This is a genomic window from Lysobacter tyrosinilyticus (assembly GCF_054779815.1).
The window spans coordinates 899,852-925,539 of record NZ_BAAGXN010000001.1; the positions used below are offsets into that span (position 1 = coordinate 899,852).

21 protein-coding genes are annotated in these 25,688 nt (G+C 65.6%); 19 read left to right on the forward strand and 2 right to left on the reverse strand.

Features of this window, described 5'->3' with window-relative positions; all coding sequences use genetic code 11:
- Window positions 1-310: 310 nt before the first annotated feature.
- From ACYVGK_RS03770 to ACYVGK_RS03830, 13 genes are all read left to right on the forward strand, one after another.
- Complete coding sequence (locus tag ACYVGK_RS03770) at window positions 311-1,384, forward strand: pilus assembly protein PilM (protein ID WP_460731898.1); 1,074 nt, start codon at window positions 311-313, stop codon at window positions 1,382-1,384.
- A complete protein-coding gene (locus tag ACYVGK_RS03775) occupies window positions 1,384-2,097 on the forward strand; it encodes a PilN domain-containing protein (RefSeq protein WP_460731899.1) in 714 nt (237 codons plus the stop codon). Before ACYVGK_RS03770 ends, ACYVGK_RS03775 begins: the two co-directional genes overlap by 1 nt.
- Entirely contained in the window at window positions 2,094-2,786 is a 693-nt protein-coding gene (locus ACYVGK_RS03780) for a type IV pilus inner membrane component PilO (protein WP_460731900.1), read from the forward strand. Before ACYVGK_RS03775 ends, ACYVGK_RS03780 begins: the two co-directional genes overlap by 4 nt.
- A gap of 1 nt (window position 2,787) precedes the next feature.
- Entirely contained in the window at window positions 2,788-3,342 is a 555-nt protein-coding gene (locus ACYVGK_RS03785; protein ID WP_460731901.1) for a pilus assembly protein PilP, read from the forward strand.
- A 174-nt stretch (window positions 3,343-3,516) separates the two neighbouring features.
- Window positions 3,517-5,304: a type IV pilus secretin PilQ gene (locus tag ACYVGK_RS03790; protein WP_460732439.1), complete on the forward strand. Its 1,788-nt coding sequence runs from the start codon at window positions 3,517-3,519 to the stop codon at window positions 5,302-5,304.
- Between the two features lie 178 nt (window positions 5,305-5,482).
- On the forward strand, window positions 5,483-6,502 hold the full coding sequence (locus ACYVGK_RS03795; protein ID WP_460731902.1) for an AAA family ATPase: 1,020 nt from the start codon (window positions 5,483-5,485) through the stop codon (window positions 6,500-6,502).
- A gap of 45 nt (window positions 6,503-6,547) precedes the next feature.
- Window positions 6,548-7,441, forward strand: coding sequence for a DUF58 domain-containing protein (locus tag ACYVGK_RS03800; RefSeq protein ID WP_460731903.1), 894 nt, complete (start codon window positions 6,548-6,550; stop codon window positions 7,439-7,441).
- A complete protein-coding gene (locus tag ACYVGK_RS03805; protein WP_460731904.1) occupies window positions 7,441-7,893 on the forward strand; it encodes a DUF4381 domain-containing protein in 453 nt (150 codons plus the stop codon). Before ACYVGK_RS03800 ends, ACYVGK_RS03805 begins: the two co-directional genes overlap by 1 nt.
- A 2-nt stretch (window positions 7,894-7,895) precedes the next feature.
- Window positions 7,896-8,906: a vWA domain-containing protein gene (locus tag ACYVGK_RS03810; protein ID WP_460731905.1), complete on the forward strand. Its 1,011-nt coding sequence runs from the start codon at window positions 7,896-7,898 to the stop codon at window positions 8,904-8,906.
- Window positions 8,903-10,645: a VWA domain-containing protein gene (locus tag ACYVGK_RS03815; RefSeq protein WP_460731906.1), complete on the forward strand. Its 1,743-nt coding sequence runs from the start codon at window positions 8,903-8,905 to the stop codon at window positions 10,643-10,645. The genes ACYVGK_RS03810 and ACYVGK_RS03815 overlap by 4 nt, the downstream gene beginning before the upstream one ends.
- A 5-nt stretch (window positions 10,646-10,650) precedes the next feature.
- Window positions 10,651-12,318, forward strand: coding sequence for a BatD family protein (locus tag ACYVGK_RS03820; RefSeq protein ID WP_460731907.1), 1,668 nt, complete (start codon window positions 10,651-10,653; stop codon window positions 12,316-12,318).
- Window positions 12,319-12,411: 93 nt separating this feature from the next.
- On the forward strand, window positions 12,412-13,743 hold the full coding sequence (locus tag ACYVGK_RS03825; protein ID WP_460731908.1) for a dicarboxylate/amino acid:cation symporter: 1,332 nt from the start codon (window positions 12,412-12,414) through the stop codon (window positions 13,741-13,743).
- Between the two features lie 117 nt (window positions 13,744-13,860).
- Entirely contained in the window at window positions 13,861-15,180 is a 1,320-nt protein-coding gene (locus ACYVGK_RS03830) for a dicarboxylate/amino acid:cation symporter (protein ID WP_460731909.1), read from the forward strand.
- A gap of 6 nt (window positions 15,181-15,186) precedes the next feature.
- On the opposite strand, the gene ACYVGK_RS03835 is transcribed toward ACYVGK_RS03830, so the two are convergent.
- Complete coding sequence (locus ACYVGK_RS03835; RefSeq protein ID WP_460731910.1) at window positions 15,187-15,807, reverse strand: phosphatase PAP2 family protein; 621 nt, start codon at window positions 15,805-15,807, stop codon at window positions 15,187-15,189.
- Between the two features lie 298 nt (window positions 15,808-16,105).
- Here ACYVGK_RS03835 and tkt point away from each other — a divergent pair, with 298 nt between their 5' ends.
- On the forward strand, window positions 16,106-18,088 hold the full coding sequence (gene tkt, locus ACYVGK_RS03840; protein ID WP_460731911.1) for a transketolase: 1,983 nt from the start codon (window positions 16,106-16,108) through the stop codon (window positions 18,086-18,088).
- A 17-nt stretch (window positions 18,089-18,105) separates the two neighbouring features.
- Window positions 18,106-20,211, forward strand: coding sequence for a tetratricopeptide repeat protein (locus tag ACYVGK_RS03845; protein ID WP_460731912.1), 2,106 nt, complete (start codon window positions 18,106-18,108; stop codon window positions 20,209-20,211).
- Between the two features lie 72 nt (window positions 20,212-20,283).
- Here ACYVGK_RS03845 and ACYVGK_RS03850 read toward each other — a convergent pair whose 3' ends face one another.
- The gene (locus ACYVGK_RS03850) at window positions 20,284-20,742 is read right to left on the reverse strand and encodes a hypothetical protein (RefSeq protein WP_460731913.1); all 459 of its coding nucleotides are present in this window, start codon (window positions 20,740-20,742) and stop codon (window positions 20,284-20,286) included.
- A gap of 298 nt (window positions 20,743-21,040) precedes the next feature.
- Between ACYVGK_RS03850 and ACYVGK_RS03855 the strand changes: the two genes are divergently transcribed.
- The 4 genes from ACYVGK_RS03855 (at window position 21,041) to ACYVGK_RS03870 (ending at window position 25,633) form a co-directional block, all read left to right on the forward strand.
- Window positions 21,041-21,367 (forward strand): hypothetical protein, encoded by a 327-nt coding sequence (locus ACYVGK_RS03855; protein ID WP_460731914.1) that lies wholly within the window; start codon window positions 21,041-21,043, stop codon window positions 21,365-21,367.
- Between the two features lie 133 nt (window positions 21,368-21,500).
- On the forward strand, window positions 21,501-23,546 hold the full coding sequence (locus ACYVGK_RS03860; protein ID WP_460731915.1) for an oxidoreductase: 2,046 nt from the start codon (window positions 21,501-21,503) through the stop codon (window positions 23,544-23,546).
- Window positions 23,547-23,706: 160 nt separating this feature from the next.
- A complete protein-coding gene (locus ACYVGK_RS03865) occupies window positions 23,707-24,075 on the forward strand; it encodes a BlaI/MecI/CopY family transcriptional regulator (RefSeq protein ID WP_460731916.1) in 369 nt (122 codons plus the stop codon).
- The gene (locus ACYVGK_RS03870) at window positions 24,062-25,633 is read left to right on the forward strand and encodes a TonB family protein (protein ID WP_460731917.1); all 1,572 of its coding nucleotides are present in this window, start codon (window positions 24,062-24,064) and stop codon (window positions 25,631-25,633) included. The genes ACYVGK_RS03865 and ACYVGK_RS03870 overlap by 14 nt, the downstream gene beginning before the upstream one ends.
- The last annotated feature ends 55 nt before the right edge of the window (window positions 25,634-25,688 follow it).

A 25,688-nucleotide genomic window follows, 5' to 3' on the forward strand; every position in this document is an offset into this window, starting at 1 on the left:
CTGTTTGGTTTGCGCAGATTCGCGGTCGGAAGAGTGAGCGCGCGCCACTTGGCCGTTTTTTTTATCGCGCCGGCGGTGCCGGATCAGATCCAGGGTGGCAGGGGTAGGCTTGCGCCAGAGGTTGGGTGGGGGGTACCGAACCGGGGGTCCTGCTAGGGGTTCGCGACTGCCACGGCCGTTCCGGTTCCGGTTCAGCGTTGGGAGGGAAAAGCGGTCTGGTTGGCAGTTCGGGGCTCGGGGGAGTTGCCAGCCCGGGTAAAGTCCGATATTTAAGGCACGGCCACACGAAGTGCGCGTAAGCGCTTGTGGCATGGGGAGAAAAATCGTGGGGATCGTCACAAAAGGCCAGCCGACCCTCGTCGGCGTGGACATCAGTTCGACCGCGGTAAAGCTGTTGCAGCTCTCAAGGGCTGGCGACCGCTACCGGGTTGAGCACTATGCGGTCGAGCCGCTGCCGCCGAATGCTGTGGTCGAAAAGAACATCGTCGAGGTCGAGGCGGTGGGCGAGGCCATCAAGCGGGCGGTCAACCGCTCGGGCACCAAGGTGAAGTACGCGGCCGCCGCGGTTGCGGGGTCGTCGGTCATCACCAAGGTGATTCCGATGCCTGCGGATCTGGACGAGGAGGATCTCGAGTCCCAGGTCGAGCTCGAAGCCGTCAATTACGTGCCGTACCCGATCGAGGAAGTAAACCTCGACTTCGAGGTGCTCGGCCCGATGCCGAACAATCCCGGAACGCTGCAGGTGCTACTTGCGGCATCGCGTTCCGAAAACGTCGAGCTGCGCTCGTCCGCGCTGGAGATCGGCGGCCTGACCCCCAAGGTCATGGACGTCGAGGCCTTCGCGATCGAGAACGCCTTCGCGTTGCTCGCCAACCAGTTAAGCGGCCCGCGCGATGGTCTCACCGCGCTGATCGACTCTGGCGCGACGATGACCACGCTCAACGTGCTGCGCAACGGTCGCAGCCTCTATAGCCGCGAACAGGTCTTCGGCGGCAAGCAGCTCACCGACGAGGTGATGCGCCGCTACGGCCTGAGCTACGAGGAAGCCGGACTGGCCAAGCGCCAGGGCGGATTGCCGGAGAGCTACCAGGCCGAAGTGCTCGAGCCGTTCAAGGAAGCCATGGTCCAGCAGGTCAGCCGCCTGTTGCAGTTCTTCTACGCGGGTAGCGAATTCAACCGCGTCGACCAGATCGTGCTGGCCGGTGGCAACGCCGCCATTCCGGGCATTGCGCAGATGGTGGAAGAGCAGCTTGGCGTGCCGACCCTGGTCGCAAACCCCTTGGCCCACATGACGCTCGGCCCGCGCGTACAGGCACATGCCCTCGCGCAGGACGCCCCCGCGCTGATGATCGCCTGTGGCCTGGCCTTGAGGAGCTTCGACTGATGGCACGGATCAACCTCCTCCCCTGGCGCGCCGAACGGCGCAAGCAGCGTCAGAAGGAATTCAGCATCCTGCTCGCCATGTCGGCGCTGGGTGCGGTCCTGCTGTCGTTCCTGTTGGTGGGCTACTACAAGGCGCAGATCAACGGCCAGAACGAGCGCAACCAGTACCTGACCGATCAGATCGCGCAGGTGCAGAAGCAGATTGATGAGATCAAGTTGCTCGACGAGAAGAAGGCCAAGCTGCTCGCGCGCAAGGAAATCATCGAAAAGCTGCAAGCCAACCGCTCGCAGATGGTGCATCTGTTCGATTCGCTGGTCCGCACGATTCCCGATGGCGTGATCCTGACCTCGATCAAGCAGGATGAAGACACGCTCACGCTGGAAGGCCGCGCGCAGTCGAATGCACGCGTCAGTACCTACATGCGAAATCTCGAAGGCTCGGGCTGGATGACCAAGCCGGACCTGTCGATCATCGAAGCGAAGGGCGACGACAAGGCCTTGCCGAACGAGTTCAAGCTGGCGGTCAAGCTGGCCAACCCGAACGCACCGAAGGATGAAGATGGTGACGGCGTGCCGGACGCGCCTGCGCCGAGTAGCGCGCCTGCCGGCACGGCTCCCGCCGGCGCCGCGCCTGCTGCCCCGGCAGCCCCTGCTGCCACTCCGACCGACAAAGCCCCGGCTGCCGCCCCCGTGAAACAAGGAGCCGCCTCGTGAGCGCCAAGAAATTCTCACTGCGCGAACTCGACTTCAACAACATGGGCGCTTGGCCGCAGCAGGCCAAGATCGGCTTCTGCGTCATTATCTCCCTGCTGATCATCTTCCTGAGCTGGTGGCTGTTTGTCCGCGACAAGCTGGACGAGCTCAACGGCCTGGAAGCGAAGGAAACCGAACTCCGCCAGGAGTTCGAGACCAAGCAGGGGCGTGCGGCCAACCTCGAACCACTCAAGCAACAGCTGGCTCAGATGGAAGAGCAGCTGAAGCAGATGTTGCGCCAGCTGCCCAGCAAGACCGAGATGCCTGACCTCATCGTCGACATCTCGCAAACCGCACTGGCCACCGGTATCAGCAACGAGCTGTTCCAGCCTGGTCCGGAAGTTCCGAAGGAGTTCTACGCCGAGAAGCCGATCGCGCTGCGCATGGTGGGCACCTATCACCAGTTCGGCGGCTTTGTCAGCGGCGTGGCAACGCTGCCGCGCGTGGTGATCATGACCATGCACGACATCTCGCTGAAGCCGCGTGACAAGGACCGGTCGGGCAAGGCCGTGCCGATCACCCCCAACAGCCCGCTGGAACTTGCCGGCACCGTGAAGACCTATCGCTATCTGGACGAAGAAGAAGTCGCCGAGCAGGAAAAGGCCGCTCAGGACGCTGCGAAGTCTGGCTCGGCACCGGGGGGGGCGTGAGATGCGCGGATATCCTGATCGCTTGAATGCATTTCGACGCAACGCGGCCCTCGGGGTTGCGGTGGTGCTGCTCCTGGCCGGCTGCGCTCGCGGTATCACCAGCACGCCCGGCGAAGCTCCGAACCTTGAAAAATGGGTGGCCGAGGTGAAGGCGCGTCCCGCGCCGCCGTTGGAGCCGCTGCCGGTGATGCAGCAATTCGAAACTTTTGAATATGCCGCTTATTCGCTGCGCGATCCTTTCAGCACCGCTTTCACCGATTCCGACTCGGGCTCCGGTCCTCGGCCTGACCGCCAGCGTCGCAAGCAGACGCTCGAGCAGTTCCCGCTGGACAGCCTCGACATGGTCGGCACGCTGGGACACGGTGCTGGGATCGTGGCGCTGGTGATGGCGCCGGACAAGGTGACCTATCGGGTACGTCCGGGCAATTACATGGGCCAGAGCGACGGTCGTGTGACGGGTGTGTTTGAAGATCGCATCGAGTTGGTGGAACTGGTGCCGGATGGCGCGGGTGGCTGGCTGGAACGTCCAGCGTCGGTCGCATTAGAAGATCAATGATTGGGGGATGACACGATGACCGTTTTCAACGCCAACCGCTCCAAGCGCACCGGCATCGGCCTCGCAATCGGGCTGCTAGCCGGGTTCTGCGCAGTTCAGGCCAATGCTGCATCGCCTTCGCAGGGCAGCTTTACGCCGACCTTTGTCGCGCAGCTGGCGCCCTCCACGGCGCCGATGCCAAGCAACGATCCGGCGAAGCAGCTGCCCGGCACCATCTCGGTGTCGAACATCGATTTCAAGCGCGGCGACGGCGGCGCGGGCAAGCTGATCCTGCGTTTCAACGGGGACGGTGCCGCTCCGGACCTGCGCAGCACCGGTTCCACGGTGACGATCAACGTCGGCAACGCGCAGCTTCCTGCGAATCTGCAGAAGCCGCTCAACGTCACCGACTTCGCCACGCCGGTGCAGTCGATCGATGCGCGTACCGCCGGCACCGGCACCCAGCTGGTTCTGAATACCACTGGCGCTTACGAATCGATGGCCTACCAGACCGGCCGCGACTACATCGTCGAGATCATTCCGCGCGCAGCGAGTGCGAGCAAGCAGCGTGCGGTGGGCGCCACGACGGCCGGTGCTCCGGCTTCGCGTGGGTACACCGGACGTCCGGTGACCTTCAACTTCCAGGACGTGCCGGTGCGTACCGTCCTGCAGCTGATCGCCGAAGAGTCGGGCCTCAACGTCGTTGCGGCTGACACGGTCCTGGGCAACGTGACGCTGCGTCTGGTCAATGTTCCGTGGGACCAGGCACTCGATATCGTCCTGCAGGCTAAGGGGCTGGATAAGCGTCGCAGCGGCAATGTCGTCTGGATCGCACCACAGGCCGAAATCGCCAAGTACGAACAGGACAAGGAAGATGCGCGCATCGCCTTGGACAACCGCGTCGACCTGCAGACCGAGTACATCCAGATCAACTACCACAATGCTGGCCAGATTTTTAAGGCGCTGACCGAGGCTAAGGGTATCGGTGCCAGCCAGGGCGGCCAGGGCGGCCAGGGCGGCAACAATCAAGGTGATAACGGCTTCCTGTCGCAGCGCGGGCGACTCGTTGCGGATGACCGCACCAACACGCTGATGATCAGCGACATTCCGAAGAAGATCGCGCAGCTCAGGGAGCTGGTGAAGGTGATCGACCGTCCGGTGGACCAGGTCATCATCGAAGCCCGCATCGTGATCGCCACTGAGACGTTCGCCCGCGAAGTCGGCGCGAAGTTCGGCCTGCACGGCGCCATCGGCAAGGATGGTGACCGCAGTTCGCTGGGCTTCGGTGGCAGCACCGACTCCTCGTCGGCGAACGCCATCGAGCGCGCCAATCGCGTCGTGGCCGGACAGCGGAACGGGTTCACCTTCGACCGCTCCATGAACGTCGACCTGCCGGTCCAGAACCCGGCCGGGGCGCTCGCGCTGTCGATTCTCAATGCCGGCTACCTGCTCGACGTAGAGCTGTCTGCCATGCAGGAAGAAGGCCGCGGCGAAGTCATCTCCAACCCGCGCGTCGTGACCAGCAACCAGCGCGAAGCCGTGATCCGTCAGGGTCAGGAAGTCGGCTACGTGACGGTCACCCAGGGCGCCGGTGCTGGCGGCAACGTCGCCCAGCAGACCGTGCAGTTCAAGGACGTCCTGTTGGAAATGAAGGTCACGCCGACCATTACCAACGACGGTCGCGTCTTCCTCAACATGAATGTGAAGAAGGACGAGGTTGAGGACTTTATTCAAGCCTCGATCGGCAGCGTGCCGCTGATCAACAAGCGCGAAGTCAACACGGCTGTGCTGATCGAAGATGGCCAGACGGTGGTGATCGGTGGCGTGTACGAATTCCGCGATCGCAGCGACGTCCAGAAGGTGCCATTCCTCGGTGATATCCCCTTCCTCGGCAATCTGTTCAAGAAGAAGGGCAAGAACAAGGAAAAGGCGGAATTGCTGATCTTCGTCACGCCGAAGGTCCTGCAGGTGGCGCAGCGCTAAGCGCGCCGGTTGTTGAATACACACACGGGGGCCGCAAGGCCCCCGTTGCGTTTCCGCGAAAGGCTTCGACATCGTGATGTGGTACCAAGGCTGTCGCGAGGCTGAAAACCGAGCTGGCGCCATGAACCTCGCGCCGCTTCTTGGGTCAAAATGCATCGGATTCGCAAGCGAGCAACCGATGGACAGCACCATTCCTCCGATCCCGGCCGGCACGCAAGGCACGGACACCGCACGATTGCATGACGCCTTCCGCGACCTGCGCGCGGAGCTGTCGGCAGAAATCGTGGGTCAGGCCGCGCTTATCGAGCGCCTGCTGATTGCGCTGCTCGCCGACGGCCATCTTCTGGTCGAGGGAGCGCCGGGCCTGGCCAAGACCAGCGCCATCCGGGCGCTCGCTGCGCGTCTCGAGGCGGACTTCGCCCGCGTCCAGTTCACCCCCGATCTGCTCCCGGCCGATCTCACTGGCACCGAAGTGTGGCGTCCGCAGGATGGCCGCTTCGAATTCCAACCCGGACCGATCTTCCATCCGCTGCTGCTGGCCGACGAAATCAACCGGGCACCGGCCAAAGTGCAATCGGCATTGCTTGAAGCCATGGGCGAGCGCCAGGTGACAGTGGGTCGGCAGACTTATGCGCTGCCGCGGTTGTTCCTGGTCATGGCAACGCAGAATCCGATCGAGCAGGAAGGCACGTTCCCGCTGCCGGAGGCGCAACTCGACCGGTTCCTGATGCATGTGCGCATCGGCTATCCAGAAGTCGCTGCCGAAACCGAGATCCTCCGACTGGCCCGCGAGCGTGCCCGCGCCAGCATGCATGCCGCAGCAACCAACGTGACGCGGATGTCGCAGGCGGATGTCTTTGCTGCGCGGGCGGCAGTGCTCGACCTGCATGTAGCGCCTACGGTGGAGCGCTACCTGGTGGAACTCGTGCTCGCATCGCGCGACGCACAGCGTTACGACACGGCGCTGGCGCGTCGCATTGCCTGGGGCGCGAGTCCGCGTGGCTCGATCGCGCTCGAACGCTGCGCGCGTGCGCACGCCTGGCTCGCCGGCCGCGACTTCGTCACACCGGACGACGTGCGCGCGATCGCGCCCGATGTGCTGCGCCATCGCATCCTGCCCAGTTACGAAGCTACGGCTGAAGGCTGGGACGGCGACCGGCTCGTGGTGGAACTGCTGCGGCGTGTGCCGCTGCCCTGAGCGCTACCGACACGGCACGGGTGGCATTGATGGACACGCACGACGATGGCTGACGGTATCCAGCCGACATTGGCGGAACTGGTCGCGCTGCGTGCGTCCGTCAGCGGCCGCCACAATGCCCGTCAGGGACGTCACGGCGTGAGCGGGCACGCGCTATCGCCCTTGCGTGGCCGCGGCATGGAATACGCCGAATCCCGCGAATACGTGGCCGGCGATGACGCACGCCATATCGATTGGCGGCTCACCGCCCGCACCGGCCGTGCGCACACGAAGCTTTTCCAGGCCGAACGCGAACGCCTGACCCTGATCGTCGCCGATACCTCGCCGGTGCTTTATTTCGGAACGCGTGTGCGCTTCAAATCGGTGCAGGCGGCACGCGCGGGAGCCGTAGCCGCGTGGGCAGCGGCGCGCGACGGCGACCGGATCGCCGCGTTGCGCGGCAGCGTGCGCGAAGCGCCAATCGCCCCCGCTTCGGGCACGCGCGGCGCCCTGCGCGTGCTGGATGCCTTGGTGCGCTGGTATGCGCAACCGCCGTCGGAAGACGCTGGCCTTTCCGTTGCACTCGATCACGCGCAACGCCTGTTGCGACCCGGTGCGCGGTTGGTGTTGCTGGCCGATCCACGCAACGTTGCCGCGATCGCCGAACGGCGGTGGCCGGCACTGGCCCAGCATCACGAGGTCGTGGTCCTGATGCTGGTCGATCCACTGGAAACCTCGCCGCCGCGCAACACGCTGCCCTTCAGCAGCGGCCAGCATCGTTGTGAGCTGGATCTTGCATCCGCGGCGCAACGACAGCGATGGCTGCGCGAGTTCGGCGTTTCCGACACCGCCATCGACGCACTGACTTCGCGCGGCATTCGCGTACAGACACTCTCCACCGATGCGCCGAGCGAGTCGTGGCTGCCGCTGCTCGGTCGTGCGCGACCATTGGTGGCGTGATGCGGGATCCCACCCTGATCTTGCGCGATATTCATCCGGGCACGGCGCCGGCGTGGTGGCCGCCCGCACCGGGTTGGTGGGGCGTGGCCGCGGTGCTTGCGGCGGCGTTGGTCGCCTATCTGTGGTGGCGAAAGCGCAAGCAGCTGCGGTTGCAGCGCATGGCGGAACTGTTCGATCGATCCGTGCCCGAGATGGAGCCGCCGGTGGGGCAGGTCGCGGCGATGTCGGAACTGTTGCGTCGTTGCGCGCGGCAACGCGATCCGCAGGCCGATCGGTTTCAGGGCGATGCCTGGCTGGCGTTTCTCGACGGGACCGACATGTTGCAGGCCTTCACCCATGGCGTCGGCCGCTTGCTGCTCGAGGGTGGCTTTCGTCGCGAAGCCGATCCCCGTGAAGTGGCTGCGTTGCGCGCATTGGCGCGGCAACGCTTCGTGGCGTGGATGGTGCGATAGCGATGTCGACGCTCGCCTCCTTCGACGCATTGCGTGAGCTGTTCGCCTGGCCGTGGCTGTTGCTGGCGCTGCCGCTGCCACTGCTGGCGCGCTGGTGGCTGCCCGCGGCGCGCAGCATGGGCGCAGCATTGAAGGTCCCGTATGGAGAGCGTCTCGACACGATTTCCGTCGGCAAGGCACATGCAATGCGCGTCGGCGGCATCCATCCCTTCGCGGCGGTTGCCTGGATACTGCTGTGCATCGCGGCGGCCCGGCCGCAACAGTTCGGCGAGGCCGTCCAGCCGCCGCAGCTGGGAAGAGACCTGATGCTGGCGCTCGACCTGTCGGGCAGCATGGGCGAGCCGGACATGGAGCTGGGCGGGCGTCCGGTCGATCGCCTGACCGCTGCGAAGGCGGTGTTGGCGGACTTCCTCGATCGTCGTGCCGGCGACCGCATCGGCATGCTCGTGTTCGGACGGCACGCCTATGCGCTGACGCCACTGACCCGCGATCGCGATTCCGTGCGCGAGCAGCTCGGTGACAGCGTGGTTGGTCTCGCCGGTCAGGAAACCGCCATCGGCGATGCGATCGGCCTGGCGGTCAAACGTCTGCGCACGCAGGCAGCCGAACAGCGTGTCCTGATCCTGCTGACCGATGGCGTCAACACCGCGGGTGTGCTCGATCCGCGCAAGGCGGCCGAACTGGCCCGCAGTGAACACGTGCGCGTGCACACGATCGCCTTCGGTGGCGAGGGATCGATTGCGCTGTTCGGCTTCAAGCTGCCGTTACCTGGCGCGGGCGATGAAATCGACGAGGCCACGCTGCGTGCAATCGCGCAACAGACCGGCGGGCAATTCTTCCGCGCGCGCGATACCGCCGAGCTTGCGGGCATTTATGCGGAGATCGACCGGCTCGAACCGGTGCGCCGTCCAGGCCAGGCCGTGCGGCCCAGATACGAACGCTATGACTGGCCGTTGGCAGCGGCTTTCGTATGCGCGCTGCTGGCCTTCGCATGGCCACGGAGGCGGGCATGAGTCCGTGGGCTGGCATGTTTGCGCTGCATTTCCTACGCCCATGGTGGCTGTGCGCACTGGTGCTGTTGCCGGTGCTGATCTGGTGGTGGCATCGCCGTCGGCGTGAGCGCAGCGTCTGGCAACACGTGGTCGATGCACATCTGCTCCCGCGATTGCTTGAAGTGCGGGAGGACAGGCGCAGCCGCGTCGGGCTGGTGCTGGCGAGCCTGGCGTATCTAATGGCGGCACTCGCGCTGGCCGGACCGAGCTGGCGGCAATCCGAGCAGCCCTTATGGCAGAGCCGCATGCCATTGATCGTCGCGCTGGACTTGTCGAGCGCTGCGCTGGCTGGCGATTTGCCGCCCACACGGTTGGCACACGCGCGCGCCAAATTGGCCTCGTTGCTGCGGCAGCGTCAGGGCGGGCAGATCGGCCTCGTTGTCTTCGCCGGTGACGCCTTCACGGTGGCGCCGCTGACCGATGATGCCGGCAACGTCGCGGTGTTCCTCGACGCGTTGCAGCCGGATGTGATGCCGCGCGATGGCCAACGCGCGGATGCGGCGATCGCATGGTCGGTGCAATTGCTGCAGCGTGCCGGTGCGACCCGCGGCGATATCGTTGTGCTGACCGATCATGCGGACTCCCATGCACGCGACGCCGCTGCGGAGGCTGCAGCGCATGGTTATCGTGTCTCCGCGCTGGGAATGGGTACCGAAGCCGGCGCCGCGTTTCGTAACGGCGAGGGCGCAATTGTGCAGGCACGGCTCGATGACGCGTCCCTGCGCAGGCTTGCGACGAGTGGCGGCGGTCGTTACGCCACGATGGCCGACGACGAGACAGACCTGAGAGCGCTGGGTGTGCTGAGTCCCGACAACGCCGACGCGGGCGGCGCGGGAGGCGCCGGTCGCGTCTGGCGTGACGAAGGCTATTGGTTGCTGCCGCCGCTGATGTTGCTGGGATTGTTCGCCTTCCGTCGCCGCAATGCCGGGGCATTCGTATTGCTCCTGGCGTGTGCGCTGCCGCTGCGCGAGGCAAACGCCGCCGACCTGTGGCGCCGCTCCGACCAGGCGGAATACGCGCAGGTACAACGTGGCAACCAGGCGTATCGGAGCGGCAACTTCAAGGCTGCGGCGCAGGAATACGCAGGAGTGGATTCTGCGACCGCGCATTACAACCGCGGCAACGCCTTGGCGAAGTCCGGCGACTATCCGAAAGCCATCGAAGCCTACGACCAGGCGTTGCGCCGGCAACCCGGCATGCCCGACGCGCTGGCCAACAAGGGCGCCGTCGAAGCGGCGATGAAGCGTCAGCAACAGGGTGGCGGAAAGGGCGCCGGGCAGAAGTCGCAAAGCGGCCAGTCCAATCCGCAATCGTCTCCCTCGCAGGGCAGCAAGGCGTCCAATTCGCAGAAGCCCTCTTCATCCGCGCCGCAGAAGCAGGCGAATCCTTCGCAGCGCCCGAACGATCGCGCGCAAGCGCAACCCTCGCCAGCGAAGCCGCAGGATGCCAACGCGCAGCAGGAAGCCGATCGCGCACAACGCGAACGCATGCAGCGCGCCCTGCAGCAGGCGAAACAGGCGCAGGACAAATCACCGCAGCGGGGCCGGGAACGTCGCGAGGAAACCCCGGAGCAGCGTGAGCGTCGCCTGGCCAATGAGGCCTGGCTTCGGCGCGTGCCGGACGATCCGGGTGGTTTGTTGCGGGCGAAATTCCGTCTGGAGTACGAGCGTCGCGTTTCCCGGGGTAGGGCTGAAGAATGAAAACGATGGCTCCCACCGTGCAGCGAATTCTCGCCGTGTTGTTGCTGATGCTGCTGTCGTCCGCCGCCGTCGCGCAGACCCGCGCCTGGCTAGATCGCGATCGGATCAATGCGAATGAAACCGTCACCCTGAATATCCAGACCGACGGCATGGCGCGTCCCGATTACGATCCGCTGCTGCGCGACTTCGCCATCAGCGGACGCAGCAGCCGCACGGAGATGGACAATCGTGGCGTACACAGTCTCTACGCCGTCGCGCTGCAACCGCGTCGCGTGGGCAGCATCGTCATTCCCGCCTTGAGTGTCGGCGGCGCGCGCACCCAACCGGTGGCGCTGCAGGTGGAGGCGGTCAGCGCGCCCGCGCCGTCGCACGCCGGCGACGATGTCTTCCTCGAAAGCGAGCCCGATGATCCTGACCCCTACGTGCAGCAGACGGTGGGCTGGGTGGTGCGGCTGTATTCGGCCGCGCCACTGGTGTCGGGTGAACTCGACCAGCCACCGCCCGACGGCGCATCGATGCAGCAGATCGGCGAGGACGTGCGCTATTCCCGCGACGTCGCGGGCCGGCGCTACATGGTGATCGAACGCCGCTATCAATTGATCCCAGAACATAGCGGTGCGGTGACCGTGCCTGGCGCGCGCTTCGAAGGACGCGGAACGGGTGGCTTCTTCGACGAACTGTTCGGCGATCGCGGCGGCGCCCTTAGCGCGCAGGCACCGACACGGGTGTTGCAGGTGCACGCCGTGCCTGCCAATGCACCGCAACCGTGGTTGCCGCTGCGCGACCTGCAATTGCGTTACGCAAGTGCGCCGCGCGAATTGCAGGCGGGCAGCGCCGGCACCGTGGTGATCGAAGCCACCGCGGATGGTGCCACCGCCGCACAGATGCCCGAACTGCAGCTGCCACCGATGGACGGTGTGCAGGCATTCCCCGAGCCGGTGCAGGCCGACGAAACCTTCCGCGATGGGCGACCGCGGGTGAAACTCACCCGTCGCTTCTCATTGGTGCCTTCGCATGCGGGAGCCGTCACCTTGTCCGGCTTGCGGTTGGGATGGTGGGACGTCGCGTCCGGCACGCCACGCACTACCAGCCTGCCTCCCTTGTCATGGCAGGTGCGCGCCACCCAGGGTGGGCAACAAACGGGCCTTATCGCGCCTGACGCGAAGGCGGCCCCGACAGGAACCGTTTCGCGGTTGAGTACCGTTACCGGCGGAGCAAATCGAGGCTGGGTGCTGGCGACGCTCCTGTTCGCGGCGCTCTGGCTGATTACCCTGGTGTGGGCGTTGCATCATCGAGCGCATCCGGTGGCCACGCCGAAACCGGCTTCGCGTACATCCGGCGAAGCGCCCGCAGTGGCTCCGGAGGCGCTCAGGCGCGCCCTTGCCACCGGCGATTTTGCCGAGGTCGCGCAGACCCTCTGCGCGATGGCCCGGCCGCCCGTCCAGGATCTGGATGCGCTGTTGCCGCGACTCGACGACCCGCTGCAGCGTGCCGCGCTGGAGGCCTTGCAGCGTGCCCGTTGGGGTGGCGGCGATGGCCCTTCCGCACGGGAGCAATTGCGCCGGGCATTCGCGCAGGGGCCGAAGTGGCGGGCGAGCCCCGACGACACGGCGCCCTCGCTGCTGCCGCCGCTGTATCCCGTCGTGGGTAAAGGCGGACCGGCCGCACGGTAATGGGAGCAGGGCGCCGGAAGGCCAGCTTTTCATGAAAGTGAACGCGGGCCCTTGGTGTAATCTCGCCGCTGTTTTGCCCGACGAGATTCCCGCATGACCCACATCAGCCTGCCTGCCGCCACTGCCAAGGGCCTCCCGCTGCATCTCAAGGTGCTGATCGGCTTCGTGCTCGGCGCCGCGCTCGGGCTGGTGGCCCATGTGTACGGTGGCGCCGATGTGCCCTTCATTGGTGGTGTCATCGAATACGTGACGCGTCCTGCGGGCCAGATCTTCCTCAACCTGTTGTTCATGCTGGTGCTGCCGCTGATGTTCTCGGCGCTGGTGCTGGGCGTGGCGGAACTGGGCGACATCGCCAGCCTCGGTCGGCTCGGCGGGCGCACGCTGCTCTACACCGCGAGTGTCACCGGCGCGGCCGTGGGTATCGGCCTGCTGATGGTCAATCTGATCCAGCCCGGCCTGCACATGGATCCCGCGCTGGTGCAGAAGGCGATGAGCAGCAACGCCGGCAAGGTCGGCGACATCGTCGCCAGTGGCCAGCAGCTCAAGGTCCTGGATCTGCTGGTCAACATCGTCCCGCACAACGTGCTCGCCGCGGGCGTGGACGACAAGCAGAAGCTGGGCATCGTGTTCTTCGCGCTGATGATCGGCATCGGCCTGGTGCTGACGCCGTCGTCGGCCACGCAGGCGTTCAAGCATGCGCTGCAGGGCCTGTTCGAAATCTGCATGCGTCTGATCGGTCTGTTCATCCGCCTGGCGCCGTATGCGGTCGCCTGCTTCATGTTCGGCCTGTGCGCGCAGCTGGGTTGGGACGTGCTGGCCGGTTTGGCCTATTTCGTCGTCACCGTGGTGCTGGCGCTCGCCATCCACATGTTCGTGGTGCTGCCGCTGTGGGTGAAGATCATGGGTGGCATGTCGCCGCGCACGTTCTTCCGTGGCAGCCAGGAAGCCGTGCTGACCGCATTCGCCACCGCGTCTTCCACCGCCACCCTGCCGGTCACGCTGCGCGTCGCCGAAGAAAACCTGCGCCTGCCGCGCAAGGTCAGCCGCTTCGTGCTGACCGTGGGTGCATCGGCCAACCATCACGGCACCGCGCTGTTCGAAGGCGTGACCGTGCTGTTCCTGGCCCAGGTGTTCGGCCTGCATCTGCCGCTCGCCGAGCAGCTGATGGTGCTGGGCCTGTGCATCCTCGGCGGCATCGGTACCGCCGGGATTCCGTCCGGTTCGTTGCCGGTGATCGCGATGATCTGCGGCATCATCGGCCTCAACCCCGCGGGCATCGGCATCATCCTGGGCGTCAACAGCTTCCTCGACATGTGCCGTACTTCGCTCAACGTCACCGGTGACCTGGCGACTGCCGTCGTCGTCTCAGCGCGCAGCGGCGAGATCGCCGAAGCCGAATTACCTGCGACCGAGACCGCTCTCTAAGCTCCCAAACGCTCCGCCACTGCGGGGCGTTTTTCTTTGAATGGCTGCCCGGTCGTCGTTGACCAACGACACCGCGTCAGCTTGCTAAGCTCGTGCATCCGCTGTCGGAGCCGGGCCATGGACGAAACCAGTCGCACTGCCTCACGCAAGCTGCCGTTGCACTGGAAGATGCTGATTGGCTTCCTGGTCGGCCTCACGCTCGGATTGGTCGTTCACTACACCGTTGGGGCCGATGCGCCCTGGGTGAAGACGCTCACAACTTATCTCACGCAGCCGGCGGCGACGATCTTCCTGCGCCTGATCTTCATGCTGGTGATCCCGTTGCTGTTCTCTGCGCTGGTGATCGGCGTGTCGGAAATGGGCGACGTGCGCGCTTTCGGTCGCGTCGGCTGGCGCACGCTGATCTACACGGTAGTGATGTCCGCGCTCGCCGTCGTGCTGGGATTAGTGCTGGTCAACCTGTTTCGCCCCGGCGCCGGCGTCGACGAAGCGCAGGCTCTGAGGTTGCTGAGCGACAACGCCGAACGCGCACGCGGCATCATCAGTGATGCGGGAGAACAGCCCAAGGGCCTCGACATGCTGCTGTCGATCGTGCCCGACAACATCGTCGAAGCCGCTTCGAACAACAACACCATCCTGTCGGTGATGTTCTTCGCGCTGATGCTGGGTATCGGCCTGGTGGTGGTGCGCAACGATGCGACCGAAACGCTGACGCGCGGCATCCAGGGCCTGTTCGACGTGTCGATGGCCCTGATCGGCTTCGTGATCCGCCTCGCGCCCTACGCCGTGGCGTGCCTGATGTTCAACATGACCGTGGTGTTCGGCTGGGACCTGTTGTTCAAGCTCGCCGGTTATGTCGGCGTGGTCGTGCTGGCGCTGGCGCTGCACCTGTTCGTGACGTATTCGATCGCGTTGAAGCTGATCGCCCGGCGTTCGCCGCTGGCGTTCTTCCGCAGCGTGCACGAAGCGATGCTGCTTGCGTTCTCCACCGCATCGAGCAATGCGACGTTGCCGACGTCGCTGCGGGTCGCCGACGAAGAGCTGCATCTGCCGCGCCGGATTTCGCGCTTCGTGCTTACTGTCGGCGCCACCGCTAACCAGAACGGCACCGCGCTGTTCGAGGGCGTCACCGTGATCTTCCTGGCCCAGTTCTTCGGCGTGGAGCTGACGCTGACGCAGCAGGTGACGGTGATGTTCGTCTGCATCCTCGGCGGTATCGGTACCGCGGGCGTGCCCTCGGGTTCGCTGCCGGTGGTCGCGTTGATCTGCGCCATGGTCGGGGTGCGGCCTGAGGGCATCGGCCTGATTCTGGGCGTCAACCACTTCCTCGACATGTGCCGGACCACGCTCAACGTGACCGGCGATCTGGCCATCGCGGCGATGGTGTCGCGGGATGAGAGCGCTACCCCGGCCGCTCGGGCCGACGCAGCGGGCTAGTCCGCATCAGAACTTTTTTGCGTAGCCGAGCATCACCCCGCCATGGGGCATCAGCCCCATGATCAGCGGCGTCTTGCGATGGTGTGCGTACAGGCCGATGCCCACGCCCACGGCGGCTCCGACCAGCACATCGCTCTGCCAGTGCCCGCGTACCTTGACTCGCGCCACTGCGTCGTAGGCGGGCAGCAGCGCGAGCGCATACACGGCCGGGTGGTCGTCGTGGTATTCGGCGATGAAGGGCGTGACGACGGCCGCCATCTCGGCGACTTCGCCGCTGGGAAAACTGCCGTAGCCGCTGCCGTCGAAGAAGTCGCTGGAGCTGGCGTTCTGGCTGGGGCGCTCGCGCGAAAACACGAACTTCATCGCCGTGGTTGTGCCGGCGGTGAGTACCATCGAGTCCAGCGCCTGATCGAAAGTGCGGCCAAGCCGCGTGTCGTTATCGCCGAACACCGCTCCGCCGATGGTGGTCAGTGCGAGGCCGGCGGCGAGGTCTTTCTGGTAACTGCGTTTCCAGATGCCCGAGTCGTCGTAGGTAACCCGGTGGTCGATCAGGAAGGGCCCACCCGCCCGCGCCGGCAGTGGCAGCAACCACAGGGTGCAGAGGGCGAACAGCGGCAGGGCGCGCATCGCGAGGTCTCCGCAGGAGATGCTCGAATCGTTGGGGGTGCCGGGTCGGAAAGGTGTCGGACTGCGATTAAAGAAAAGTTTATGCAGACGCTTCTGCCGACAAGAGGCTGTCGCTGGCCGCGTAACGGCATCGGGCTCACGCCCCCTGAAGCTCGCGCTCCCTACCGCGGGCTTGGGCGCCCTACGAATCCCGGGCAGGACCCCGGCCCCGCCTTCATGGGACAATGGCCGCCTTTCCGGCAGCCCCATGGACGATTCGGGTCGCCGCACCTCTTTTCCGCCTCAATTCCCAGCACCCATGACGACGCGCCGCGACCTCGCCAACGCCATCCGTTTCCTTGCCATCGACGCGGTCCAGGCCGCCAACTCCGGTCACCCGGGCATGCCCATGGGCATGGCCGACATCGCCGAAGTGCTGTGGAACGACTTCCTGCGCCACAACCCGAACAACCCGCAGTGGTTCAACCGCGACCGCTTCCTGCTGTCGAACGGCCACGGCTCGATGCTGCAGTACGCGCTGCTGCACCTGGCCGGCTATGACCTGTCGATCGACGACCTCAAGGCGTTCCGCCAGCTCGACTCCAAGACCCCGGGCCACCCCGAGCAGTTCATGACCCCGGGCGTGGAGACCACCACCGGTCCGCTCGGCCAGGGCTTCGCCAATGCCGTGGGCATGGCGCTCGCCGAGAAGCTGTTGGCGCAGCGCTTCAACCGTCCCGAGTTCGAAGTCGTCGACCACCACACCTGGGTGTTCATGGGCGACGGCTGCCTGATGGAAGGCATCTCGCACGAAGCCGCGTCGCTGGCCGGCACGTGGGGCCTGAACAAGCTGATCGCGTTCTGGGACGACAACAAGATCTCGATCGACGGCAACACCGACGGCTGGTTCACCGACAACACGCCGGCGCGCTTCGAGGCCTACGGTTGGAATGTCGTGCGCGGCGTCAACGGCCACGACGCTGTCGAGATCAAGACTGCGATCGAAACCGCGCTGAAGTCGAGCGACAAGCCGACCCTGATCTGCTGCCGCACCACCATTGGTTTCGGTTCGCCTAACAAAGCCGGCAAGGAATCCAGCCACGGCGCGCCGCTGGGCAAGGACGAAATCGCCGCCACGCGCGATGCGCTGAACTGGCCGCATGGCGCGTTCGAAATCCCGCCGGCGATCTACGACGGCTGGCGCGCCAACAACACCGGCACCGTGCGCGAACACCAGTGGAATACGCTGTTCGACAACTACGCCAAGCAGTACCCGGAACTCGCCGACGAGCTCGTCCGCCGCAACCGCAACGAGCTGCCGGAAGGCTTCATCGAAGCCGCCGATGCCTACATCGCCAAGCTGCAGGCCGAAGGTCCGGTGGTCGCTTCGCGCAAGGCGTCGCAGATGGCGATCGAAGCCTACGCGCCGCTGTTGCCGGAACTGGTCGGCGGCTCGGCCGACCTCGCGCATTCGAACCTGACCCTGTGGAAGGGCAGCAAGTCGGTCGCCACCGACGATCCGAATGCCAACTACATCTACTACGGCGTGCGCGAATTCGCGATGACCGCGATCAGCAACGGTCTGGGTCTGCACGAGTGCTTCATCCCGTACGATGCGACCTTCCTGGTCTTCAGCGACTACGCGCGCAACGCGGTGCGCATGAGCGCGCTGATGGGCGCGCACGCGGTCCACGTCTACACGCACGACTCGATCGGCCTGGGCGAAGACGGCCCGACCCACCAGCCGATCGAACACCTCGCCTCGCTGCGCTACATCCCGGACAACGACGTGTGGCGTCCCTGCGACGCGGTCGAGTCCGCGGTGTGCTGGAAGAAGGCGATCGAGCGCTACAACGGCCCGAGCTGCCTGATCTTCTCGCGCCAGAACCTCGCGCATCAGCCGCGTAACGCGCAGCAGGTCGCCGATATCGAACGTGGCGGCTATGTGCTGAAGGATTCGGTCGGCGCGCCGGAGATCATCCTGATCGCCACCGGCTCCGAAGTCGGCCTGGCCATGCAGGCCGCCGAGCAGCTCGGCGACAAGGTGCGCGTGGTGTCGATGCCCTCGACCGACGTGTTCGATCGCCAGGACGCGCAGTACCGCGACTCCGTACTGCCCAAGGCCTGCCGCAAGCGCGTCGCGATCGAAGCCGGCGTCAGCGACTTCTGGCGCAAGTACGTGGGTCTCGATGGCGCGGTGATCGGCATCGATACCTACGGTGCCAGCGCACCGATCGAGAAGTTGCTGCCGCACTTCGGCTTCACGGTCGAGCACGTGATCGCCGCGGCGAAGTCGCTGTAAACCACCGCCAGGCGGCGATGAGCGCAACGCAGGGACGCGCAGTCTGCAGCGTGGCGCTCGTCGCCACGCTGGGCCTGGCCGCATCGGTCGCCGATGCGGCCCCGGCCTGTGTTGCACGTCTGCTGCCGCCCGCCATGCCGACGGCAGCGCAATGCCGGCGCGAGCATTCGCCGGCCGATCCGATGGCCGCGGCTCAGGCATGGCTTGATGCCGCCCATGCCGACACCGGCGCCGGCCGCTTCGATGCGGCGGCGCAAGCACTCGATTGCGCCCAATCAGCCATTGCGAACCGCGAAGGGCCGCAGCTGTACCAGCTGGTTCGCCGCCGTGGGGCGTTGGCCTATCGGCGCGAAGACATTCCGCAGGCGCTGCGGCACTTCGAATGCGCGCTCGCCGTGGCGCGCGATCAGGACGACACCAGCGCTATTGCGCGCGAGTTGAGCAACATCGGAACCGCACTGCGCCGGTTGGGAGACCTGCGCGGCGCGTTGCAGGCGCTGATCCAGAGCCTGGACCTGCAGCGTCGCACCGGCACGGTCGGCGGCGCAGTGTTCAACAACATCGCGGACGTCTATCGCAAACAGGACGATCCGGTTCAGGCGATGGCCTACTACCAGCAGGCGCTGGAGGCGTTCCGTCGCGCCGACAACGCGATCGAAGCCGCACATGTGCTGGAAAGCATGAGCGCGCTCGATCTGGATCGCGGTATCGACAGTCACGCCGATGCCTGGTTACAGCAGGCGTTGCATACCTATCGCGAGCACGATCATTACGCGTATCAGCTTCGCGTGTACGCCGGCCTCATCCGCGTGGCCTTGCTGCGCAAGGAGCAGGCACAGGCCGGGCAGTGGCGCATACAGGCCATGGAATTGGCCCGGCGGCAGCTGCTGCCCGTGCCCGCGGACCTGTATCTGCAGGCCGTACGCAGTTTGCGTAAGACGGGGCAGGTCCCCGACGCGCGGACGTTGGTGAATCAGGCCCTGGCGGTCACACCCGCCGATGCACCAGAGCGCGTCGAGCTGCTGCTGGAGCTGGCGCAGCTGCAGCAGGCTACGGGCGATATCGCCAGCGCGTTGGAAAGCGAGCGCCGGGCGCACACACTCGAACGTGAGTCGGCCAGGGCGCAATACGATCGCCAGCTCGGTTGGTTGCGCACGCGTTTCGAAACCGCTCAGCGCGATCGCACCATCGCCAATCTGGCGGCGGAAAACCGGCTGAAGCAGGCGCAATTGCATCAGCGCAACCTGCTGCTTGGATTGACCATCGTCCTTGCTGTAGCCGTCGGGCTTGCCGTCTCGCTGGTGTGGTTGCGGCGGCGTCAGCGGACGCGCGTGCTGGAAGCGCAGCGTCAGGTCCATCAGGACGCCGCGCTGGCGAGCTATCGCCGAGAGACCGAGGCACTGAATGCCGATCGCGCGCGTCTTCAGGCGCTATTGGATAGCCGCGAAGACGCGGTCTGCCTGCTCGACGCCGAAGGCCAGGTGCTCGCCGCCAACCGCGCCGCGCGCGATCTGCTGCAAGGATCCGCCGAGGCGATGGGAACGCTCGGCGACTACGTGATTCCCGATGACCGCGAGTTGCTGAGCACCGCGCTGGAGCGCTGTGAGGACATCGCTTCGCAGCGCATCGAACTGCGCACCCCGGCATCCGCGCGGCCGCTGCAGGTGCAGCTCACCGCATGGAGTGGCAGCGAAGGCCTGATTGTCTTGACCCTGCGCGAAGGCGATCATCCGATGGATGCGGCGCCGGCATTGGAGTCCGGACCCGGCGAACCGCAGAGTCCGCTCGAAGAGGATCTGCGCGACGGGTTCCGGCGCGCGCTGGTCGAGTTGATGCTGTCGGTAGTGGAGGCGTGGGAGCGCGCCAGCGGACATAACTCCCTGGAGCTGGCCGAGCGCAGCCGCATCTGGCGCGTGACCATCGATGGTGGCCGGCTGCGCGCACGTGCCATGGAGCGCTATCTGACCCTGGCCAAGCTGCCGCGCCAGCCACGTTGGCGCGACGTCCTGCGCACGGCTTACTTCGTACAGGGCCACTGCGCGCTGAGCAGCGACGATCAGACGATCGTGCAGCAGCGGGTGGAAGCGCTCCTGACCTATACCCGCCGGCGCGCGCTGGTGTGAACCGGCTCACGACGTCCGGTAGCGGCCGCATCGTGCGGCTTTCGAGTCGATAGAGCCGAAGCAACGCGCAGTTCAGTACGTGCTGGTGCTGCTGCTTTCCGGTTTGACGCACACCACGCACACGCCGGTCAGGCCGTCCTTGAAACGGTAGAGCTTGTGATGGTCGGGCGCAGGCGCATAGAAGTAGGTCGGCAGCTGGACCTTGGGTGCCGGCGTGTCCTGCGCCAGCAACGACTTCTCCATCGGCGCGCACTGTTCCATCGCCATCGCACTGGCCCAGTACCAGTCATCGACGATGCCGCAGGATTTGTCTGGGCATTCCATCGGCGAGGCTTCGCCCGCGGCGATATGGGCGTCGCGGTATTGCTGCAGCTGTTGCGGGGTCAGGGTGAAGTGCGAAACCACCATTTCGGTCCCGCCGGCCGGGCAGAAGTTGGCCGGTCGCGTGTCGTGCGCATGCACCGTGGACACCAGCACCAGCCCACCGGCAAGCAGCGAGCGGAACACGAACGAGCGAAAACGACGATGCATGGCGAGCACTCCCCGGGTGCGTGATGGTCGCTGCAAGTGTAGAAGCCGCATCGGCCATCGTGACCTGCGTTCGGTGGCACAAAGTGGGCACAACTTGCGCGTAACTGATTGATTGCCTGTGGGCTTGTCCGCGGCATGCGCCAGAAGCCGGCACGGCAGCGGCATCGAATCGTTCCCACCTTCGCCCCAATTCGTCCCTGCTTCGTAGTGTTCGTCGGCGAGGCGGCTCTCTAGCGTGACCGTGCCCTGCAGTCAGGCCCGCCCGACTGCCGCAACGGCCAACTTTCGAGGACGACTCATGAGCCTTTCGCGTTCCACACTGGTTACCGCGCTTTCCACCACCTTGGCCATCGCGGCCCTGTGCGGCATCAGCGGCCCCGCCGCCGCTATTGATCCCAGCCACCCCAATCCCACCGGACCCACGCCGTATGAGCCTGGCGTGTGGCGCGCCCTGATCCGCTACCACGTGCCGTCGTACTACGTGAAAGGCCAGCTCTACTCGTGGAAATACGTCGAGATCACCGGCGAAACCCAGCAGTACTGCCAGAACCAGGTGCAGGCCTACGTCGACGGCGGCAACACCCAGGTCATCGACGCCTGTTACTGGGACGCGTACTACGACTGATCAGCATCACAGGGCTGAATCGGCCAGCCGCGCGAAACGGCGCCTCCGGGCGCCGTTTTTGCTGCACAGACCTCTTGTGGCGAAACCGGTTTCCCGGCATCGTGCGCGATCCATACGCACGCGTACGCTTGGCATGACGGCCGATTCCGCCTTTCCCCATTTGCTGGCCCCGCTGGAGCTCGGCTTCTGCACATTGCCCAACCGCGTGCTCATGGGTTCGATGCATACCGGCCTGGAGGACAAGGCGCGCGACTTCCCGAAGCTGGCCGCCTATTTCGCCGAGCGCGCGGAGGGTGGCGTGGGTCTGATGGTCACCGGCGGCTTCTCGCCCAACCTCGAAGGCTGGCTCAAGCCGTTCGGCGGAACGCTGCGCTGGCCGTGGGACGCGGGCAAGCATCGCGAGGTCACGCGTGCCGTGCATGCGCATGGCGGACGCATCTGCCTGCAGATCCTGCATGCCGGTCGCTACGGCTATCACCCGCTGCAGGTCGCGCCGTCGAAATTGAAGGCTCCGATCAATCCCTTCACTCCGCGCGCGCTGTCCGCCGGCGGCGTCGAACGCCAGATCAAGGCCTTCGTGCGCACCGCAAAACTCGCGCGCGATGGGGGCTACGACGGCGTCGAGGTGATGGGTTCGGAAGGCTATCTGCTCAACCAGTTCACCGTTCCGCGTACCAACAAGCGCGGTGATGCGTGGGGCGGCGATGCGGCCAAACGCATGCGCTTCGCGGTGGAGATCGTGCGCCGCATCCGCGAGGCTTGCGGTCCCGACTTCATCATCATTTACCGCCTGTCGATGCTCGACCTGGTCGAAGACGGCGGCACCTGGGACGATGTGGTCGCGCAGGCGCAGGCCACCGAAGCCGCGGGTGCGACGCTGATCAACACCGGTATCGGCTGGCATGAAGCGCGCATTCCCACCATCGCCACGTCGGTGCCGCGCGCGGCATTCACCGGCATCACCGCGCGGCTGAAGCCACACGTCGCGCTGCCGCTCATCACCACCAACCGCATCAACATGCCCGACGTCGCCGAACGCATCATCGCCAGCGGCGAAGCGGACATGGTGTCGATGGCGCGGCCGTTGCTGGCCGATCCGCAATGGGTGAACAAGGCGCGCGCGCGCCGCGTCGACGAGATCAACACCTGCATCGCCTGCAACCAGGCTTGCCTGGATCACGTGTTCCAGAACAAGACCGCGAGCTGCCTGGTCAATCCGCGTGCGTGCGCCGAAACCGAACTCGTCTATCGCGCCGCCGCCATGCCGAAAAAGATCGCCGTGGTCGGCGCCGGCCCGGCGGGGTTGGCAGCCGCCACGGTCGCGGCCGAACGCGGCCATCGCGTCACCCTGTTCGATTCCGCCGCGGACATCGGCGGCCAGTTCAATTTCGCCAAGCGCATTCCGGGCAAGGAAGAGTTCTACGAAACCCTGCGCTATTTCCGCCGCAAGCTCGAACTTGCCAAGGTGGATGTGCGCCTCAACACGCGCGCCGATACCACCACGCTGGCGACGTCGTTCGACGAAGTCGTGCTCGCCACCGGTATCAAGCCACGCCAGGTCGATTTCGCCGGCGCGACGCATCCCAAGGTGGTGAGTTACGTCGACGTACTCAGCGGCCGCGTGGTGCCGGGTGCGAAAGTCGCAATCGTCGGCGCCGGCGGCATTGGCTTCGACGTCGCCGAATTCCTGGTGCACGAAGGCCGATCGTTCGACAACGCGATGCCGTCGCTGGACGCGCAGCGCTGGCGTGCGGAGTGGGGTGTCGACCTGGGCTATGACGGTAACCGTGGCGGTCTGCGCGAAGCCGCGCCGGAAGCGCCGACGCGCGCGGTGTGGCTGCTCCAGCGCAGTGCCGGCAAGCCCGGTGCGAAGCTCGGCAAGACCACCGGGTGGATTCATCGCGCGACGCTCAAGGCGAAGCAGGTGCGGATGCTCGGCGGTGTCGAGTACGTGGGCGTCGACGACGATGGTTTCCACATCCGCGTCGATGGCGTGCAGCAGACCTTGCCGGTCGATCATGTCGTGATCTGCGCAGGGCAGGAGCCGCACCGGCCGCTGGCCGACGACCTGCGCGCGGCCGGCGTGCCCGTGCATGTGATTGGCGGCGCCGATGTCGCCGCCGAGCTGGATGCCAAGCGCGCGATCAATCAGGGCAGCCGCGTAGCGGCGCAGCTGTAGGGCGTTGTAGAGCGGAGCTTGCTCCGCTGCTCTTCCCGCAGACCAAGGCCGCGGCAGCGGAGCAAGCTCCGCTCTACAAAGCTTCTGCGACCGACGTTGGGCGGCCCTTGACACAACCGTTTACACCTGTAATCTGAAGAAAAGATTACGGATGTAAACGATGCAGATCAGCGAAGCCGAATCCGTCGTCATGGACGTGCTCTGGCGTCAGCACCCGCTGGCCGCCGAAGACGTCGTCGCTGCATTGGGCGACGTGCAGCAATGGCAGGAAGCCACGATCAAGACCCTGCTCAACCGCCTGCTCAACAAGGGCGCGATCACCGCCACCCGCGAGGGCCGGCGCTACCTGTATGCGCCGGTCCTCAGGCGCGAGGACTGGGTGCTCGAGGAAAGCCAGAGCCTGCTCGAACGCCTGTTCGACGGCCGCGTCGCGCCACTGGTCGCGCACTTCAGTCAGCACCGCAAACTGACCAGGAAGGACATCGACGAACTGCGCAAGCTGCTGGAGAAGCTCGATGAACAGCGCTGACTTCCCGTTGCTGCTGATCGAAACCACTTTCTGCAGCACCGGCGCGTTGCTGCTGGTATTGCTCCTGCGCCGGGTAACGCGACGCTACTTCGGTGCCCGCATCGCCTATGCGTTGTGGTGGACGGTGCCGGCGGCGCTGGTCGCGGTGCTGCTGCCTGCATCGGAATCGCCTGTGGTCGCGCCGGTACTGACTTTCGTACGTGCCAGCGTGCAGCCGGTCCTGGCAGTGCCGGTCGCAACAGCGCCGGACTACGGCGTGTGGCTGCTCGTGGCATGGGTGCTGGGCGTCACAGCCGCGACGGCGTGGTTCATCCATTTGCAGCAGCAGTTTCAACATGGCCTGGGTCGCATGCGGAAGCGCGCCGATGGCCTGTACGAAGCCGGGTCCGTGCAGGGGTTGCCCGCTGCAATGGGATGGTTGCACCCGCGCATCGTGGTGCCGTACGACTTCGACACCCGCTATGACGCGCAAGAGCAATTGTTGCTGCGCACGCACGAACACCAACACATCGAACATGGCGATCTGCGTTGGAACGCGTTGGCGGTGCTGTTGCGCAGCCTGTTCTGGTTCAACCCATTGCTGCACTACGCCGCGCGGCATTTTCGCCACGATCAGGAACTCGCCTGCGACCAGCGCGTGATCACCCTGCATCCGAAGGCCCGCCGTGTCTACGGCGAAGCCATGCTCAAGACCCAGCTCGCCGCACAGCCCCTGCCGCTGGGATGTCACTGGGGCTTCAGCCATCCACTCAAGGAGAGAATTGCCATGCTCGGACAACCTTCGCCTTCCACCCGGCGCCGCATCATCGGCCGCGCCGCTGTCGTCGCTCTGGCGCTGGCGTGCGGTTACACGGCGTGGGCCGCGCAACCGAAGAACATGCCCGCGGCTGCAGTGCCTGCCGGGCGCATCCAGGTGAAATCGGTGCTGCGCATCGATGGGGGGGATCCAAAGACGTTCACCTATACCGTTGCGCCGGGTGCGCAGCTGACCCTGTCGCAAGCACAGAACGGTAAGGACTGGACCATCGACGCAGTAGTGACCAAGAGCGAGGACGTGCGGAAAGGCATGCTGATGTATGCCGCCACGATCCGTCGCGACGGCGTAGTAGTAGGGACGCCGAAGATCGGCGTGAATAGCGGCGTGCCCGGCACGATCCGCATTGGCGAGGAGGGACCATCGGCTGCGTTCGAGGGCATCGAACTGGTGGTGACGCTCACCGATGGCGATGCGAACAACGTGGCAACTGCCAACAGCAGTGGCATCGGCGCGGCCGATGGCCTGCCGCCGCCCGCCTATCCCGCCGAAGCATTGGCGAAGAAGCAGGATGGCAAGGTAGTGCTGCTGGTCGACATGGACGCGACCGGGACTGTGACCGGCGTGAAGGTGGAGCGCTCGGAACCGGCCGGAGTCTTCGACGCCGCTGCGGTCGAGGCAGCATGGAAGTGGCGTTTCAAGCCCGAGCAGGAAACTGGCAAGGCCGTCGCAGGACGCGTGCGCGTGCCGGTCACCTTTGAGGGCGCCAAGGAAAGGGCCGGTAGCGCGACGCCGAAGGCGTGAGCCGCAAGCGACACACTGCATCGCATGAGACGAATCGAACGGCGCCACGGCGCCG

Bases quoted from the DNA above. Each gene is read 5' to 3' on its own strand.
- ACYVGK_RS03770 (WP_460731898.1), top strand. From the start codon at position 311: ATGGGGAGAAAAATCGTGGGGATCGTCACAAAAGGCCAGCCGACCCTC.
- ACYVGK_RS03775 (WP_460731899.1), top strand. From the start codon at position 1,384: ATGGCACGGATCAACCTCCTCCCCTGGCGCGCCGAACGGCGCAAGCAG.
- ACYVGK_RS03785 (WP_460731901.1), top strand. From the start codon at position 2,788: ATGCGCGGATATCCTGATCGCTTGAATGCATTTCGACGCAACGCGGCC.
- ACYVGK_RS03790 (WP_460732439.1), top strand. From the start codon at position 3,517: ATGCCAAGCAACGATCCGGCGAAGCAGCTGCCCGGCACCATCTCGGTG.
- ACYVGK_RS03795 (WP_460731902.1), top strand. From the start codon at position 5,483: ATGGACAGCACCATTCCTCCGATCCCGGCCGGCACGCAAGGCACGGAC.
- ACYVGK_RS03800 (WP_460731903.1), top strand. From the start codon at position 6,548: ATGGCTGACGGTATCCAGCCGACATTGGCGGAACTGGTCGCGCTGCGT.
- ACYVGK_RS03805 (WP_460731904.1), top strand. From the start codon at position 7,441: ATGCGGGATCCCACCCTGATCTTGCGCGATATTCATCCGGGCACGGCG.
- ACYVGK_RS03810 (WP_460731905.1), top strand. From the start codon at position 7,896: ATGTCGACGCTCGCCTCCTTCGACGCATTGCGTGAGCTGTTCGCCTGG.
- ACYVGK_RS03815 (WP_460731906.1), top strand. From the start codon at position 8,903: ATGAGTCCGTGGGCTGGCATGTTTGCGCTGCATTTCCTACGCCCATGG.
- ACYVGK_RS03820 (WP_460731907.1), top strand. From the start codon at position 10,651: ATGGCTCCCACCGTGCAGCGAATTCTCGCCGTGTTGTTGCTGATGCTG.
- ACYVGK_RS03825 (WP_460731908.1), top strand. From the start codon at position 12,412: ATGACCCACATCAGCCTGCCTGCCGCCACTGCCAAGGGCCTCCCGCTG.
- ACYVGK_RS03830 (WP_460731909.1), top strand. From the start codon at position 13,861: ATGGACGAAACCAGTCGCACTGCCTCACGCAAGCTGCCGTTGCACTGG.
- ACYVGK_RS03835 (WP_460731910.1), bottom strand. From the start codon at position 15,807: ATGCGCGCCCTGCCGCTGTTCGCCCTCTGCACCCTGTGGTTGCTGCCA.
- tkt (WP_460731911.1), top strand. From the start codon at position 16,106: ATGACGACGCGCCGCGACCTCGCCAACGCCATCCGTTTCCTTGCCATC.
- ACYVGK_RS03845 (WP_460731912.1), top strand. From the start codon at position 18,106: ATGAGCGCAACGCAGGGACGCGCAGTCTGCAGCGTGGCGCTCGTCGCC.
- ACYVGK_RS03850 (WP_460731913.1), bottom strand. From the start codon at position 20,742: ATGCATCGTCGTTTTCGCTCGTTCGTGTTCCGCTCGCTGCTTGCCGGT.
- ACYVGK_RS03855 (WP_460731914.1), top strand. From the start codon at position 21,041: ATGAGCCTTTCGCGTTCCACACTGGTTACCGCGCTTTCCACCACCTTG.
- ACYVGK_RS03860 (WP_460731915.1), top strand. From the start codon at position 21,501: ATGACGGCCGATTCCGCCTTTCCCCATTTGCTGGCCCCGCTGGAGCTC.
- ACYVGK_RS03865 (WP_460731916.1), top strand. From the start codon at position 23,707: ATGCAGATCAGCGAAGCCGAATCCGTCGTCATGGACGTGCTCTGGCGT.
- ACYVGK_RS03870 (WP_460731917.1), top strand. From the start codon at position 24,062: ATGAACAGCGCTGACTTCCCGTTGCTGCTGATCGAAACCACTTTCTGC.